This window comes from Kribbella orskensis (genome assembly GCF_004342085.1).
GTDB classification, from domain to species: Bacteria; Actinomycetota; Actinomycetes; order Propionibacteriales; family Kribbellaceae; genus Kribbella; species Kribbella orskensis.
Genome location: NZ_SLWM01000018.1, coordinates 37,776 through 51,321 on the forward strand (window position 1 = coordinate 37,776; position 13,546 = coordinate 51,321).

16 protein-coding genes are annotated in these 13,546 nt (G+C 68.7%); 11 read left to right on the top strand and 5 right to left on the bottom strand.

All coding sequences use genetic code 11. The annotated features are described in order from the left end of the window. The first annotated feature begins 2 nt into the window (after nucleotides 1-2). From mshB to EV644_RS33110, 3 genes are all read left to right on the top strand, one after another. The gene (gene mshB / locus EV644_RS33100) at nucleotides 3-914 is read left to right on the top strand and encodes an N-acetyl-1-D-myo-inositol-2-amino-2-deoxy-alpha-D-glucopyranoside deacetylase (RefSeq protein WP_132193435.1); all 912 of its coding nucleotides are present in this window, start codon (nucleotides 3-5) and stop codon (nucleotides 912-914) included. Between the two features lie 230 nt (nucleotides 915-1,144). Further along, nucleotides 1,145-1,660: a flavin reductase family protein gene (locus tag EV644_RS33105; protein WP_132193437.1), complete on the top strand. Its 516-nt coding sequence runs from the start codon at nucleotides 1,145-1,147 to the stop codon at nucleotides 1,658-1,660. 64 nt (nucleotides 1,661-1,724) lie between these two features. Beyond that, nucleotides 1,725-3,533 (top strand): VanW family protein, encoded by a 1,809-nt coding sequence (locus EV644_RS33110; RefSeq protein ID WP_241999114.1) that lies wholly within the window; start codon nucleotides 1,725-1,727, stop codon nucleotides 3,531-3,533. 91 nt (nucleotides 3,534-3,624) lie between these two features. On the opposite strand, the gene EV644_RS33115 is transcribed toward EV644_RS33110, so the two are convergent. After that, nucleotides 3,625-4,056, bottom strand: coding sequence for a type II toxin-antitoxin system PemK/MazF family toxin (locus EV644_RS33115; protein WP_132193439.1), 432 nt, complete (start codon nucleotides 4,054-4,056; stop codon nucleotides 3,625-3,627). A gap of 59 nt (nucleotides 4,057-4,115) precedes the next feature. Here EV644_RS33115 and EV644_RS33120 point away from each other — a divergent pair, with 59 nt between their 5' ends. Beyond that, the gene (locus tag EV644_RS33120) at nucleotides 4,116-5,522 is read left to right on the top strand and encodes an MFS transporter (RefSeq protein ID WP_241999115.1); all 1,407 of its coding nucleotides are present in this window, start codon (nucleotides 4,116-4,118) and stop codon (nucleotides 5,520-5,522) included. Here the strand turns inward: EV644_RS33120 and EV644_RS33125 are convergent. After that, a complete protein-coding gene (locus EV644_RS33125; RefSeq protein ID WP_439649189.1) occupies nucleotides 5,490-6,359 on the bottom strand; it encodes a GNAT family N-acetyltransferase in 870 nt (289 codons plus the stop codon). The two genes, EV644_RS33120 and EV644_RS33125, sit on opposite strands and share 33 nt — an antisense overlap. On the opposite strand from EV644_RS33125, the gene EV644_RS46735 reads away from it, so the two are divergent. Both EV644_RS46735 and fdxA read left to right on the top strand, forming a co-directional pair. Continuing rightward, complete coding sequence (locus EV644_RS46735) at nucleotides 6,291-6,434, top strand: hypothetical protein (protein ID WP_241999117.1); 144 nt, start codon at nucleotides 6,291-6,293, stop codon at nucleotides 6,432-6,434. The two genes, EV644_RS33125 and EV644_RS46735, sit on opposite strands and share 69 nt — an antisense overlap. 131 nt (nucleotides 6,435-6,565) lie before the next feature. Beyond that, on the top strand, nucleotides 6,566-6,892 hold the full coding sequence (gene fdxA / locus EV644_RS33130; protein WP_012923087.1) for a ferredoxin: 327 nt from the start codon (nucleotides 6,566-6,568) through the stop codon (nucleotides 6,890-6,892). A 277-nt stretch (nucleotides 6,893-7,169) separates the two neighbouring features. On the opposite strand, the gene EV644_RS33135 is transcribed toward fdxA, so the two are convergent. The 3 genes from EV644_RS33135 to EV644_RS44805 all read right to left on the bottom strand — a co-directional run bounded on the left by EV644_RS33135 (nucleotide 7,170) and on the right by EV644_RS44805 (nucleotide 9,511). Beyond that, nucleotides 7,170-8,147 (bottom strand): VldE C-terminal domain-containing protein, encoded by a 978-nt coding sequence (locus EV644_RS33135; RefSeq protein WP_132193443.1) that lies wholly within the window; start codon nucleotides 8,145-8,147, stop codon nucleotides 7,170-7,172. 124 nt (nucleotides 8,148-8,271) lie between these two features. Further along, nucleotides 8,272-9,210, bottom strand: a complete 939-nt coding sequence (dapD, locus tag EV644_RS33140; RefSeq protein WP_132193445.1) for a 2,3,4,5-tetrahydropyridine-2,6-dicarboxylate N-succinyltransferase — start codon at nucleotides 9,208-9,210, stop codon at nucleotides 8,272-8,274. Continuing rightward, complete coding sequence (locus EV644_RS44805; RefSeq protein ID WP_158292988.1) at nucleotides 9,203-9,511, bottom strand: hypothetical protein; 309 nt, start codon at nucleotides 9,509-9,511, stop codon at nucleotides 9,203-9,205. Before EV644_RS44805 ends, dapD begins: the two co-directional genes overlap by 8 nt. Nucleotides 9,512-9,570: 59 nt before the next feature. Between EV644_RS44805 and EV644_RS46740 the strand changes: the two genes are divergently transcribed. From EV644_RS46740 to EV644_RS33165, 5 genes are all read left to right on the top strand, one after another. Then, nucleotides 9,571-10,035: a hypothetical protein gene (locus EV644_RS46740; protein ID WP_241999118.1), complete on the top strand. Its 465-nt coding sequence runs from the start codon at nucleotides 9,571-9,573 to the stop codon at nucleotides 10,033-10,035. 65 nt (nucleotides 10,036-10,100) lie between these two features. Then, the gene (locus EV644_RS46745; protein ID WP_241999119.1) at nucleotides 10,101-10,430 is read left to right on the top strand and encodes a hypothetical protein; all 330 of its coding nucleotides are present in this window, start codon (nucleotides 10,101-10,103) and stop codon (nucleotides 10,428-10,430) included. Then, nucleotides 10,427-11,323, top strand: coding sequence for a Rossmann-fold NAD(P)-binding domain-containing protein (locus EV644_RS33155; RefSeq protein WP_132193447.1), 897 nt, complete (start codon nucleotides 10,427-10,429; stop codon nucleotides 11,321-11,323). The genes EV644_RS46745 and EV644_RS33155 overlap by 4 nt, the downstream gene beginning before the upstream one ends. A 43-nt stretch (nucleotides 11,324-11,366) precedes the next feature. Then, entirely contained in the window at nucleotides 11,367-12,161 is a 795-nt protein-coding gene (locus EV644_RS33160) for a MerR family transcriptional regulator (protein WP_199240131.1), read from the top strand. A 103-nt stretch (nucleotides 12,162-12,264) separates the two neighbouring features. Beyond that, complete coding sequence (locus EV644_RS33165) at nucleotides 12,265-13,467, top strand: MFS transporter (protein WP_241999121.1); 1,203 nt, start codon at nucleotides 12,265-12,267, stop codon at nucleotides 13,465-13,467. Nucleotides 13,468-13,546 lie beyond the last annotated feature (79 nt).

Genomic DNA, 13,546 nt, shown 5'->3' on the forward strand with positions numbered 1-13,546 from the left:
CCATGAGTGAGCTTCCAGACCGCCGGCTGCTGTTGGTGCACGCACATCCTGACGACGAGACGATCAACAACGGCGTCACGATGGCGCGCTATGTGGCCGAGGGCGCCCAGGTCACGCTGGTGACCTGCACCCTCGGCGAGGAGGGCGAGGTGCTGGTGCCCGAGCTGGCCCACCTGGCCGCGGACCAGACCGACCAGCTCGGCGGGCACCGGATCGGCGAGCTGGCCGCCGCGATGGAGGAGCTCGGGGTCACGGACCACCGGTTCCTCGGCAGCCCGGGCAAGTACCGCGACACCGGGATGATCTACGACGACGACGGCAACGCCGCCGTCCCGCCGGAGACCCGGCCGGACAGCTTCTGGCAGGCCGACCTGCTGACCGCGGCGAACGATCTGGTCCCGGTCATCCGCGAGCTCCGCCCGCAGGTGCTGGTGACGTACGACCAGTACGGCAACTACGGACACCCCGACCACGTGAAGGCCCACCGGGTCGCCACCTACGCCGCCGCCCTGGCCGCCGCCCCGTCGTACCGCGAGGACCTCGGGCCCGCCTGGGACATCGCCAAGATCTACTGGATGGCGATGGCGGAGTCGGGTATGCGGGAGAGCCTGCGCAAGCTGCGCGAGTCCGGTGACACCACCACCTTCGAGGGGCTGGACCCGGACGGACCGCTCGGCCCGTTCATCACCCCGGACCGCTACATCGACTGCGTGATCAAGGCTGACGGCTACATCGATCGCAAGATGAACGCGATGAAGGCGCACGCCACCCAGATCACCGTGGACGGCCCGTTCTTCGCCCTCTCCAACAACAACGGCAGCGAGATCTGGGGCAGCGAGGCCTACCGCCTGGTGAAGGGCACCGCCGCCCCAGGCCCGGACGGCCTCGAGCACGACCTCTTCGCCGGCCTGTGAGCCGCTGAGCCGCGGGGCTGCTGGCCGGTAGCGAGGGCGGGGCGACGATCTGTGCCCATGACCGCCCCGGCTGTTGGTGAGTTGCTCCGCGGTTTCCGCACTGCCGCCGCGGCCCGCATCGAGACGTTGCTGCATTCCCTCCCTGAGCCCGACCAATCTCCGACAAGCGAGTGACAGTCCCCACACCGACTGTTGAGGCATCAACCAGTAGAGGGCTCTAGGCTGCAGTGGTGACGTCGGATCCCAGTGGCAGCATCGCGCCCAGGGATTTCCGTACTGCGCTTGGCCGGTTCCCGTCGGGGATCACGATCATGAGCACGCTGCAGAGTGGTGTCGCTCATGCGATGACGGCGAGCGCCTTCACCTCGGTCTCGCTGGACCCGCCGCTGGTGCTGGTCTGCGTCGACAAGGGCGTCCGGATGCACGACGCGGTGCTCGAGTGCGGGTACTGGGCAGTCTCGGTGATCGCGGAGGGTCACCGTGACCTCGCGGAACGTTTCGCCCGGTCGGGCCGGAACCTGCTCAGCCAGTTCGACGGAATTGCCACGGCGGCGGGGCCGAAGACGGGTTGCCCGCTGATCGAGGGAGCGCTCTCCTGGCTGGAGTGCCGAACCTGGGCGACCTACGACGGCGGCGACCACACGATCGTGGTCGGCGAGGTGATCAGTCTGGCCGCGAACGAGGCGACTGACCCCGGTCCCCTGATCTACTACGCGGGGCAGTACCGGGAACTCGGGGGCAGCTGACAGCTGCCCGTCCCGTAGTATGTGCCGTTGCTGTCACTTGGTTCGAGCAGGAGGACTCTGTCCGGTGGGGAGAAATCAGCTCGCGGGGATCATCGCCGCGGCGGGACGTTCTGTGGGGAGAACTCATCTCGCGGGGATCATCGCCGCGGCGGGACTCGGGGTGCTCGTGCTCGGGTACGGTCTGGCGTTCGCGCTGACCGGAGACAAGGTTCCGGGGGACACGACGGTACTGGGGATTCCCGTCGGTGGACTGTCCGAGAAGGATGCCAAGGCCAAGCTGGAGGCCGGGCTGAAGGATCGCGTGGTGCTGCCGATCAAGGTCAAGGCCGGCGGTTCGACGTTCCAGGTGAAGCCGGCCGAGGCGGGGCTCAGCCTTGACGTCGACGCGACCGTCGCCGACGCGGGGGCCGGGCGGAGCCTGAACCCGGCGCGGATCTGGAACGCGATGACCGGCGGCGACGCGGTCGACCCGGTGGTGAAGAAGGACGACGCCAAGCTCAAGGCGGCGATCGACAAGCTCGCCACCCAGGTGAACCGGCCCGCGACCGAGGGCACCATCACCTTCGAGAAGGCGAAGGCGGTGCAGCACCCGTCCGCGGACGGCCTGCAGCTCGACAAGGCCAAGGCCACCGAGACGGTCGTCTCGGGCTTCCCGTCCGACGGCAACCCGAAGGACCTGGCGGTCGGCGTCACCAAGCCGAAGGCCGGGACCGACGCGATCGACAAGGCGATGGCCGAGTACGCCGTACCGGCGATGTCCGGGCCGATCCGGCTGACCGTCGGGGACAAGAGCGTGGAGCTGAAGCCGCGCGAGCTCGCGCCCGCGCTGAAGCTGGTCGCCAAGGACGGCTCGTTCACGCCGAGCCTGAACGCGAAAATGCTCGAGCCGTTGTTCGCCGAGCGGTTCAAGGGGCTGGAGACGCTGCCGAAGGACGCGTCGGTGGCGATCGTGGCCGGCAGGCCGCAGGTGGTCCCCGCGGTCGACGGCATGGTCGTCGCCCGCGACAAGGTGGTTCCGGCCATCCTGAGCGTGCTGCCGAAGCCCAAGGGCGAGCGCAGGGCCGCGGTCGGCCTGGCGAAGTCCGAGGCAGAGGTCACCACCGAGGCGGCCACCGCGCTCGGGATCAAGGAGGTGATGGGGGAGTTCACCACGAAGTTCCCGCACGCCGCCTATCGCAACGTGAACATCGGCACCGCGGCGCACAAGATCAACGGCACGCTGCTGAAGCCGGGCGAGACGTTCAGCCTGAACAAGATCGTCGGTGAGCGCACCAAGGAGAACGGCTTCACCGAGGGCAACATCATCAACGGCGGCAAGTTCGTCCTCGACCTGGGCGGCGGCGTCTCGCAGTCGGCCACCACCACCTTCAACGCGGCCTTCTTCGCCGGCCTGAAGGACGTCGAGCACAAGGCGCACAGCGTCTACATCAGCCGCTACCCGGTCGGTCGCGAGGCGACCGTGGCGTGGCCGTCGGTCGACCTGAAGTTCCTGAACGACTCCGGCCACGGCATTCTCGTACAGACCCTGTTCACCGCCTCCACGCCGGGCAGCCAAGGCAGCATCACGGTGAAGATCTGGGGCACCAAGGTCTGGGACGTCACCGCCGGCGCCTCCGCGCGGACCAACCCCCGCGCGCCGGGCCTGGTCTACAACACCGCGGCCGACTGCCGGCCGCAGGCGCCGACCGGCGGCTTCGACATCAGGATCTACCGGTACTTCGCGAAGAACGGCCAGCGGGTCAAGACCGAGTCCTTCCTGACGAAGTACAACGCGGCCGACGACATCCGCTGCGGCCCGAAGCCGGGCACGCCGCCCACGCCGCCCACCCCGGGCATGACGAAGCCGCCGACGACGACCCGTCCGCCCAGCTGAACCACCGCCACTCCGATCGAGGCCGCTCCTGACGGGGCGGCCTTCGTCGTTCTCGGGGCTGCTTCCCGGCGTGTTCGCGGGCGCCGGAGTCTCAGGCGCGGTGGAGTTCGTGCAGGTCTTCGGCGACCGTGTCGAACATGGCCTCGCCGATCACCGAGCCTTCGCGCCGGACCTGCCGCGGGTCGACCCGCAGTACGCGATCGAGCCGTACTTCGCTGTTGCGACCCTCCTTGTCCCAGGCGCCGTTGCCGATGTCCAGCCAGACGCGTCCCCAGCGAGCCTCGTCGGCGGCGTCGCGGTCGTGGTCCTTGCTGGTCAGGATCAACGCGAGCAGCCACGGCCCGTCCGAGCCGACCACCAGCACCGGGCGGTCCTTGCCCCGGTGGTGATCCTCCTCGAACGGCACCCAGGTCCAGACGATCTCGCCCGGATCGGCCACCCCGTCGTCCGGGTGCGGCGTGTACTCGACGTGCACCGTGCCCTCGTAGTCGCCTGCGTACTCCGGCCGCGCCACCTCTGCCATGCGCCGACCTTACCGATCCCCATCCCTCACACCCGGCACCCGCGGCGCGTTCAACCCGCGTGTGGACAACGACTGCTGACACCAGACCCGCAACAGGCCGTACCGCGATCCTCGCCATCCTGCTGACCGGGCAGTTCATGGCGAACGTGGACACCGCGGTCGCGAACACCGCGGCGCCGTCGATCGGCGAGACGCTCGGAGCCTCGGAGGGACAGGTCGCCTTGGTCGTCTCCGGGTACGTCGTCGCCTTCGCGGTACTGCTGATCACCGGGGCCCGGCTCGGGTCGTCGCTCGGGTATCGCCGGGTATTCCTGCTCGGGCTACAGGTGTTCACGGCGGCTTCGCTGGTCTGCGGGATCGCCCCGGAGGTCTACTCGCTGACGGTGGCCCGGTTCGTCCAAGGCGCCGGGGCCGCGCTGATGGTGCCGCAGGTGCTGAGCGGCATCCAGTTGCACTTCGCCGGGCGGGAGCGGGTGAAGGCGCTCGGGTTCTTCTCGATCGCGTTGTCCGGGGGAGCAGTTGCCGGACAGGTGCTCGGTGGTCTGCTGATCTCGGCTGACTTGTTCGGAACCGCCTGGCGGCCGATCTTCCTGATCAACGTGCCGATCGGTATCGGGCTCACCCTGGTCGCGCTGCGGCGCCTGCCGGCCGATGGGGTCCACGACGAGCGGCAGTCGATCGACCTCCGTGGCGTGGTCACCTTGTCCGCGGCCGTCCTGCTGGTAATCGTGCCGTTGCTGCTCGGTTCAGAGCGCGGCTGGCCGGCCTGGGCCTGGATCTGCCTGGCTCTGAGCGTCCCGATGATCGTGCTGTTCGAACAGGGCGAGCGCCGCGCGGCCGCGGCTGGTGGTCGCCCGCTGATCGCCCGGCAGGTACTGCGGTCCTCCGCGGTGCGCGCGGGTCTGCTCGCCCACGGTGTCACCACAGCCGGGTACTTCGCGCTGCTCTTCGTCCTGGCGCTCTACCTGCAGCAAGGACTCGGCAAGGGCCCGGCGTACTCGGGGTTCGCGATGGTGGTGTGGGTGGCCGCGTTCGGGCTCGCCGGGCCGATCCTGCCGCGGCTGCCCGAGCGGTTCGGCTGGATGCCGGTGATCGGGTGTGCGCTGCTGGTGGTGGGCTATCTGGCCGTGCTGGCCTATCTGGTGCTCGGTGGACGCTCTGGCCCGCTGTTGTTCGCTCTGCTGGGGATCGGCGGGCTGGGGCTTGGGTTCAGCTCGAACACGCTCATCGGGGCGATCACCTCAGCCATGCCCACGCAGTACGCGTCTGATCTGTCCGGAGTCGTCGCCACGAATGCGCAGCTGTCCGGGGCGCTCGGGGTGGCGGTGGTCGGCTCCGTTTATGCCGCGCTGGTTGGTGGTTCTACCTCGCCGGCGGGCGCGCTGAGCGCAGTACTGGCGGGGTTTGCTGGGCTTGCGTTGATTGGGGCGGGGTCAGCTCTCCGGCTGGTGCCCCGGGCCGGCTAGGTACCGGTAGCGGTACGCCTCTGCGTACCCGAGGTTCGTGTAGGTGGTCATGGCCGGGGTGTTGTCCTCGACCACTTCCAGGTAGCTGCGGCGGCCGCCGAGAGGCCCTGCCCAGCGGGTGAGGCCCTGCAGGACGGCCGTGGCGAGCCCGCGGCGCCGGTACTGCGGGTCGACCCGCACGGCGTCCATTCCGAGCCAGTGGCCCGTCATGGAGCCTCGGCCGACCGCCACGACCCGCCTGTCCAGCGAGACCGAGGCGAAGGCCGCGTGAGGCGCTCCCTCCATCACCGCGGGCGCCGGAGCCGGTACAGGCCCGTCAAAGGCCGTCTCGTACCACGCTGCGTCCGGCTGAGGGGTCACAGTCACCTCGTACTCCGGAGCGCCATTCACTAGGTCCAGCGAGGTGTGCATGACCAGTACGTCGGCCTGCCAGGGGCGGGCGTCCTTCCAGCCGTGCTCCTGGAGCTGATTGGCCTCCGGGCTGTTCAGGCGTACCAGGGCCAGCGCGGGCAGGCCTCGCTCCGCATAGAAGTCCTCCGCGTGCTTGAGGGCATCGCTGAGGGACATGCCCGGATCGCCTGCGGGCAGGAGGGAATTCGCCCGGCCGGTCCACCCCGACGAGGCCCGCAGCAGCCACTGCCCGACGTACGAGGTCTCCACGGCGGGTCTGCCGAGCGCGGTGGTGAGGAAGAGTTGCTCCACGTCCACCGGCCGGAGGGGGAGCGGGGGGATCGGTTTGGCGGCCGCCACATCCTCCCAACGGATCGGATGAAGCGTACTGTCAGCATGCCGGACAACCAGGGTGGCGGAGTCGATCGACTGCAGAACTCCGAGCACATCGGTCAGCTGGCCGCCCGGCAGCCGGTGGCGAACTACGACACGGTGGCCGATATCACGGGCACTGAGGCCTGACACCATGCGGACTCCTGGCAGAGTGGGGCTGGTACTACCGTGATACTAGGTATCCGCAGCAACTTCGAGCATCAGGAATACCGCACCGCAGCACCAGTCCGCTGCGCCTGCTGGCCATAGGAGGAGTACCAGTGACCTACGTCATCGCGCAGCCGTGTGTTGACCTGAAGGACCTCGCGTGTGTCGAGGAATGCCCCGTCGACTGCATCTACGAGGGCAACCGGATGCTTTACATCCACCCCGACGAGTGCGTCGACTGCGGAGCCTGCGAGCCGGTCTGCCCCGTCGAGGCGATCTACTACGAGGACGACACTCCGGAGCAGTGGAAGGACTACTACACCGCGAACGTCGACTTCTTCAACGACCTGGGTTCCCCCGGCGGCGCCTCCAAGCTCGGCAAGATCGACAAGGACCACCCCTTCATCGCCGCCCTCCCCCCACAGGAGCACGACGAGTAACCCCCGCATCCGGTTCGCCGCTCCTACGTCGCGGCTCGAAGAACCAGGTGGCTACATCACCCGGGTGACCTTCGGTCGCCCGGGTGTTTGCATCCCGACCCCATCCGCATGCCGGGGCAAGTGAGTATGTGGCGGCCAGGGATGTACCGACCGACAGGAAGTACAACCTCTCCCGGGCGCCGGAGCGCCCCGGCCAGGCGAACGACGTACCGGCATCCGCAACCACTTCCTGTCTTTCCGTACGCCGTCCTCAGCCTGTCCCGGTACTGCGTGGGGTCTACTGGTCGATGACGTCTACGTGGACGTGGTCCAGGTGGCGGAGGGTGGCTTTGTTGCCGGGGCGGTCCGGGGGCTGGTAGTCGCGCCAGCCGCTGTCGGAGCGGCCTCCGGCGGTCCAGATGCGGTCGCTGAAGATGACTGTCTTGATGCCGAGGTGTTCGGCGCGGGCGACCAGGTACTGCGCGAGAGCCCAGCCCTTGGTGGTGTTCGGGACCGAGACGGGCTTGACGAAGATGTCGACCGCGCGACCCTCGTAGTGCGCGGAGCCTTCCATGTGCCCGGTGGTGAGGCCGCCAGGTTGATAGCCCCCGGTCGACAGCTCTCCGAACGTTGCCAGGAGATCCGTGCGCACGGCCTCGGCGCGAGGCGTCAGGCCGTTCTTGCCGGCGGTCTGCGCAGGCAGTGAGGCCGTGTTGACCGTGCAACTGAACGCGGCCTTCGACTGACCCGTCAGGGCCGACGCCAAGATGCGCGCGTCGTCCTCGTGGTCGGCATAGGCGTTGGGGAAGGCGCTGCGCTGGACCCGGTCGGCCGCGACCGTCACCGCGAGGTTCTGGTAGTTCTTCACCTTCACCAGCGCGTCATAGAACTTCGACGCTGCGTAGTGCGGATCCCGCACCTGCGTCGCAGTACCCCAGCCCATCGACGGCCGCTGCTGGAACAATCCGAGCGAGTCCCGATCCCCGTGAGCCAGGTTGCGCAGCCCGGACTCCTGGTACGCCGTCGCGAGGGCGATCGTCGCCGCCCGCGGAGGCAGCCCGCGACGTACGGCGACTCCGGCAATGATCGCGGCCGACTCCGCCTGCTCCAGGTCGACCACGACCGAGGTGCCGCCGACGGTGGCCTCGCACTGTTCGCGGGGCGGCAGCAACGGGCCGAACTCCTTGCCGCCGATCCAGGAGATCCCCGCGCCGACGGCGAGCGCGAGCACGCCCACCGCACCTATGGCGACGACCGCGCCCCGTTTCATCGGCATACCGGTCTCAACGCGCGGTACCGGCGGGCAGGTTCCGTCAGTCGGGTCACGAAGTGGTTGACGTGCCGGGCGTCACGTTGGTTGGCGCGGCGCCCTGGGGCGTTGGTCACGCAGCGGGCTTTGGTCACGCGTTGGCGTGCAGGGCCTCGTTGAGGGTGATGCCTTCACCCTGCCGGGGCCGCGCCTCGACGGCACCGGTGACGGAGTTGCGCAGGTACAGCAGACCCGGCTGACCGGACAGGTCGCGCGCCTTCACCACGCTGCCGTCCGGCAGGGTGACCTTGGTGCCGGCGGTCACGTAGAGCCCCGCCTCGACCACGCAGTCGTCGCCGAGCGAGATCCCGATCCCGCCGTTGGCGCCGAGCAGGCAGCGCTTGCCGATCGAGATGACCGCCTTGCCGCCGCCGGACAGGGTGCCCATGATCGACGCGCCCGCGCCGATGTCGCTGCCGTCGTCGACCACCACACCGGCCACGATCCGGCCTTCGACCATGGAGGTGCCGAGCGTTCCCGCGTTGAAGTTCACGAAGCCCTCGTGCATCACCGTGGTGCCCTCGGCCAGGTGCGCGCCCAGCCGAACCCGGTCCGCGTCGCCGATCCGGACACCGCTCGGTACGACGTAGTCCGTCATCCGCGGGAACTTGTCGACGCTCGTGACGCTCAGGTGCAACCCGGCCGCGCGGGCCCGGAGCCGGACCTGCTCGACCTGCTCGACCGGGACCGGGCCGTGCGAGGTCCAGGCGTTGTTCGGCAGCGCGGCGAAGATGCCGTCCAGGTTGATTCCGTGCGGGCGGACCAGCCGGTGCGACAGCAGGTGCAGCCGCAGGTATGCGTCCGCGGTGTCGGCCGGTGCGTCGTTCAGCGCGATCTCGGCGAGCACCACGGACCGGCGTACCTGGCGCAGGTCGTCGTTGCCCTCGGCAGCGATCAGCTCGGCCGGCGCCTTCGCGCCCTCGGGAGCGACACCCAGTTCCGGGGCCGGGTACCAGACGTCCAGCACGGTGCCCGAAGCGGTGACGGTGGCGAGGCCGAAGCCCCAGGCGCGGGTGGCGTTCTCAGTCATGCCCAAAGCCTGCCAGACGACCGGTGACCTGTTCACCTCGGCGTCTCGCGGACAGAGCCGGCGCCGGATCCGCAGGCGCCGCGAGCACAACATCAAGTGCGATGTGGACGCGGCTGCAGCGGTCTTTGCCTCGAGTCTGCCGATCACGGCGATCGGGATCGAGCAGACCCAGCGGATCCGCCTGGGCGGCGCGGTGGTGGCGCAGATCGAGCACCCGCTTCACCGCCGCGGAGAACGGCCCGCATCGGATCGTCACCGACTTCGACCCCGCGGAGGTCGCCGGCCGGATCGTGGCACGCATCCTCGCCGCCTGCGAAAAGCAGTGGGGCTGAGCCCGCATCCTGTGAAAGGGTTTTCCGCATGCGTCCCGTCTGGCTGGAACCTGTCGCCGATGCCGTGCTCGAGGCCACCCAGGCGCCCGACGTCGACGCGCTGAAGGGGGAGTTGCTGCGGGAGTGGGGCTCTTCCGAGGTATGGCGGCTGTCGTACGGGCTTCGCAGCGTGATCGTCAAGCGAGGCAGCGATGCCCAGAGCAGTGAGGCCGAGGTGTACGAGCGGCTGGTCGTCCCACTCGGTCTACCCGCCCCGGAGCTGATCCGGTCTGCCCGCGCGGACGACGCAGTACTGCTGGTGCTTGCCGATGTCGGGCGGGTGAATCTGGAGCAGGAGCCGACCATCGACGGGTTCCTCGCTGCGGCGGAGTTGCTGGCGTCGATGCACGCCGAACCGGTGGAAGAGCCGAGCGGGTTCACCCCGGAGCGCCTCGTCGACCTGGTGGAACGGATCGAGCCGATGGAACCGGATCTGCGGGAAACCTGCTGGTGAAGGCTGTCCCGGCACTCGACGACTTACATCGTCAGTCGCCGCTGGCCGTGATCCACAGTGACTTCGTGCCGAAGAATCTCGTCACGGACGGCACGCGGTGGACCGCAGTCGACTGGCCCTTGTCGTACTGCGCGCCGCACCTGAGCGATCTGTATACGCTGGTCCGCGATGCCGTTGCCTACGGCCACCAATCGGAGCCGATCGTTGCCCGCTACCTCGATGCCACCGGCGCCGGCAAAGATCTGGTGAGCCGGCAACTGACGGTCGGAGGGATCTGCTTCATCACGATCGCGCTCGGCTGGATCGTCGAGGAAGGCCACCGCACCGTGCCTGAGTCGAAGGACTGGATCGGGCCGCTACTGGCCGAGCTGGCCGACCTCACGGACGAGCTGTGACCAGGCTGCTGATCCTCGGCGGTACGAAGAACCTCGGCCGTCACGTGGTGGAGGCAGCCCTGCGCGACGGCCACGAGATCACCCTGTTCAACCGCGGGCTGACCAAGCCGGGACTCTTCCCCGAGGCCAAGCAGTTGATCGGCGACCGAGCCACTCCCGACGCGCTCGAGGTGGGGGAGTGGCACGGCGTGATCGACCTGTCCGGATTCCTGGTCGGCGACGTACGCCGTACTGCTGAACTCCTGCGGCACCGCGTCGCGCGGTACACCTTCATGTCCTCGATCGCCGTCTACGCAAGCAAGACCCAGCCCGGGATGACCGAGGATGCTGAACTCCTCCCATGGCCTGCAGGCACCAGCGACGACGAGTTCACCATGGACCTCTACGGCCCCCACAAGGTGCGAGCCGAGCGCGTCCTGGCTGAGGTGTACGGAGAGCGCGCTGCCTCGGTCCGCTCGGGCTTCGTCGTCGGCCCCTACAACCCGGACTTCGGCAACTGGGGCGAAGCGCTGGCCACCGGCAAGGCTCCGGAGTGCGCGGCTCGCCCCGATCAGCCGATCCAGCACCTCGACGCCCGCGATCTCGCCGCGTTCCTCCTCCGCCTGACCATCGACGGGCCCGGCGGCGCCTTCAACGCTGTCAGCTCGACAACGACGATGGCGGAACTCGCCGACGCCTGGCGTTCCGCAGTACCGGATGCTCTGCCGGTCGACTGGGATCCCGCTGTGGACCGCTTCCATCTTCCGAATGATGGGTCGAACGACGGCACCTTCCAGTTGTCCAACGCCCGCGCTGTGGCAGCCGGGCTCCAGGTCCGGCCGGCGGAGAAATCGGCCCGGGCGTGTGTCGAGTGGATCAAGGCCGGCAACACGCCGCCTCCGCCGCCGCATTGATCAACTTGAAGTTGACGTAGCGACAACATCTACCGTCCTAGGTGTGGCCGGAAAGTCCGGGCACGAGTGGAAGGGCGGTGCGGCCGTGGCCTGGTCGATCGCCGAGGTGGCTCGCGACTCGGGCGTCACGTCGCGGACCCTGCGGCACTATCACGCGATCGGCCTGCTGGTCCCAGCCCGTACTGCGAGCAACGGGCGGCGCTACTACGAAGAGGAACAGCTCCTCCGCCTCCAGCAGATCCTGCTGCTGCGGGAGCTCGGGCTCAGCCTGGACGTGGTCGCCGACGTACTGGCGAAGCAGAGCAACGCCAGCACGATCCAGGTGCTCGGGCGGCACAAGGAGTGGCTGCTGCGCGAACAACTACGCCTCGGGCAACTGGTCCGTACCGTCGATTCCACCATCGAGAACCTCAGGAAAGGAGGAGAGATGGAGCCACGCAAGGTATTCGAAGGATTCGAGCACAACCCGTACGAGGCCGAGGCCCGGGAACGCTGGGGCGACGAGGCCGTCGACGCGAGCAACGAGCGGATGCAGGGCTGGACCGAGGCCGACGCCGAGAACGCCCGGACCGGCTACACCCGCGTCCACGAAGGTCTCGCGACCCTGAAGGCGGAAGGAGCCGACGTGCTCGACATGAGCGTGCAGGACCTGATCCAGCTGCACTACGAGGTCACCTGCCTGTTCTGGACGCCGACCCGCGAGGCCTACAAGGGCCTGGGCCAGATGTACGTGGACGACGACCGCTTCCGCCGGACGATCGGCAACGGCGACGACTCACTCGTCGAGTTCATGCAAGCCGCCATGAACGCCTACGCCGACAACCACCTGGCCGAGTAGTACCACCCACCGGCAATCCGACATCCCGTCACCCGGGAAACACCATGCCCGAGGTCTCTTCAGGTCATGTATCTTGATGTCGAGATAAATGGCTGGAGGGTGGGTGGCGGAGTTCAGTTTGTGGCGGATCGCGGTGCCGGCGTTCGGGCCGACTGTGCTGAATGCGGTCGGACAGGGGGCGGTCCTTCCTGTTGTCGCGTTATCCGCGCTGGACCTTGGGGCCTCGGTGGGGTTCGCCGCTTTCCTGGTCGGCGTGCTGGGGATCGGGCAGTTCGCGGGGTCGCTTCCGGCGGGCGCGCTCGTAGTACGGATTGGTGAGCGGCGGGCGCTGTTGGTCGCAGCACTCGTGAGCATGGTCGCCTGGACAGCCGCGATGCTGATCCGTACTCCGTGGCTGCTCGGCCTCGCCTTGCTGGTCGCGGGGCTCGCGGGTGCGGTGTTCAGCCTGGCGCGGCAGTCCTACGTCACCGAGGTCGTCCCGGTCGGACTCCGTGCGCGGGCGCTGTCGACACTGGGCGGAGTCAGCCGGATCGGCTTGTTCGTCGGCCCCTTCCTCGGCGCGCTCGCCGGTCACCTGTGGGGCATCTGCGGCGCTTACGGTGTCGGGATCGTCGGCTCGGCAGCGGCCGCGATCGTGCTGCTGACGGCCGGCGAGCCGCGGGAGCTGAGCGACCCGGTCCAGCCCGAACACCAGCCGATCAAGAAGGTGCTCTGGGACCACCGCCGTACGTTCCTCACCCTGGGCGCTGGTGTCTTCGTGATCGCCGTCGCGCGGGCCGCCCGGACCAGCCTGATCCCCTTGTGGGGCGAGCATCTGGGCCTCTCCGCCACCGACACGTCGATCATCTTCGGCATCACCAACGGCATCGAGATGCTGCTGTTCTACCCGGCCGGCCTGGTGATGGACCGCCTCGGCCGCGTCTGGATCGCCGTACCGTCAACCCTCCTGCTCGGCCTCGGCATGCTGGCGTTGCCGTTGTCCACGGCAATGATCGGCGTCGTCGCGGTAGGTATCTTCATGGCCATCGGCAATGGCCTCGGCTCCGGCATCGTCAAGACCCTCGGCGCCGACGCCTCCCCACCGACCCTGCGCGCCCAGTTCCTCGGCGGCTGGACCTTCTGCGCCGAATTCGGCAGCGTCATCGGCCCGATCCTGATCAGCGCCATCACCTTCATCGCCCCACTGGCCGCAGCCAGCCTCGCCCTAGGCGCCCTGACCATCACCGGCACCGCCTGGCTAGCCCGCTGGGTCCCGCACTACGACCCCCGCCGGACAGTGGAACCCCAGCGCGTTGCGGCCGGCTGATCTGCTGCTTCGGGGCAGATCACCGGCCGGGCCGGGGAATTTCGGGGCGGGACCTGTCGTCAGCGGTTGGCAGTGCCGG

What these genes read in the sequence shown, in the direction of transcription:
- EV644_RS46735 (WP_241999117.1), top strand. Translation starts at nt 6,291, where the DNA reads ATGAAGCGTACTGTCAGCATGCCGGACAACCAGGGTGGCGGAGTCGAT.
- dapD (WP_132193445.1), bottom strand. Translation starts at nt 9,210, where the DNA reads ATGACTGAGAACGCCACCCGCGCCTGGGGCTTCGGCCTCGCCACCGTC.
- EV644_RS46740 (WP_241999118.1), top strand. Translation starts at nt 9,571, where the DNA reads ATGCGTCCCGTCTGGCTGGAACCTGTCGCCGATGCCGTGCTCGAGGCC.
- EV644_RS44805 (WP_158292988.1), bottom strand. Translation starts at nt 9,511, where the DNA reads ATGCGTGCCACGATCCGGCCGGCGACCTCCGCGGGGTCGAAGTCGGTG.
- EV644_RS33135 (WP_132193443.1), bottom strand. Translation starts at nt 8,147, where the DNA reads ATGCCGATGAAACGGGGCGCGGTCGTCGCCATAGGTGCGGTGGGCGTG.
- mshB (WP_132193435.1), top strand. Translation starts at nt 3, where the DNA reads ATGAGTGAGCTTCCAGACCGCCGGCTGCTGTTGGTGCACGCACATCCT.
- EV644_RS33115 (WP_132193439.1), bottom strand. Translation starts at nt 4,056, where the DNA reads ATGGCAGAGGTGGCGCGGCCGGAGTACGCAGGCGACTACGAGGGCACG.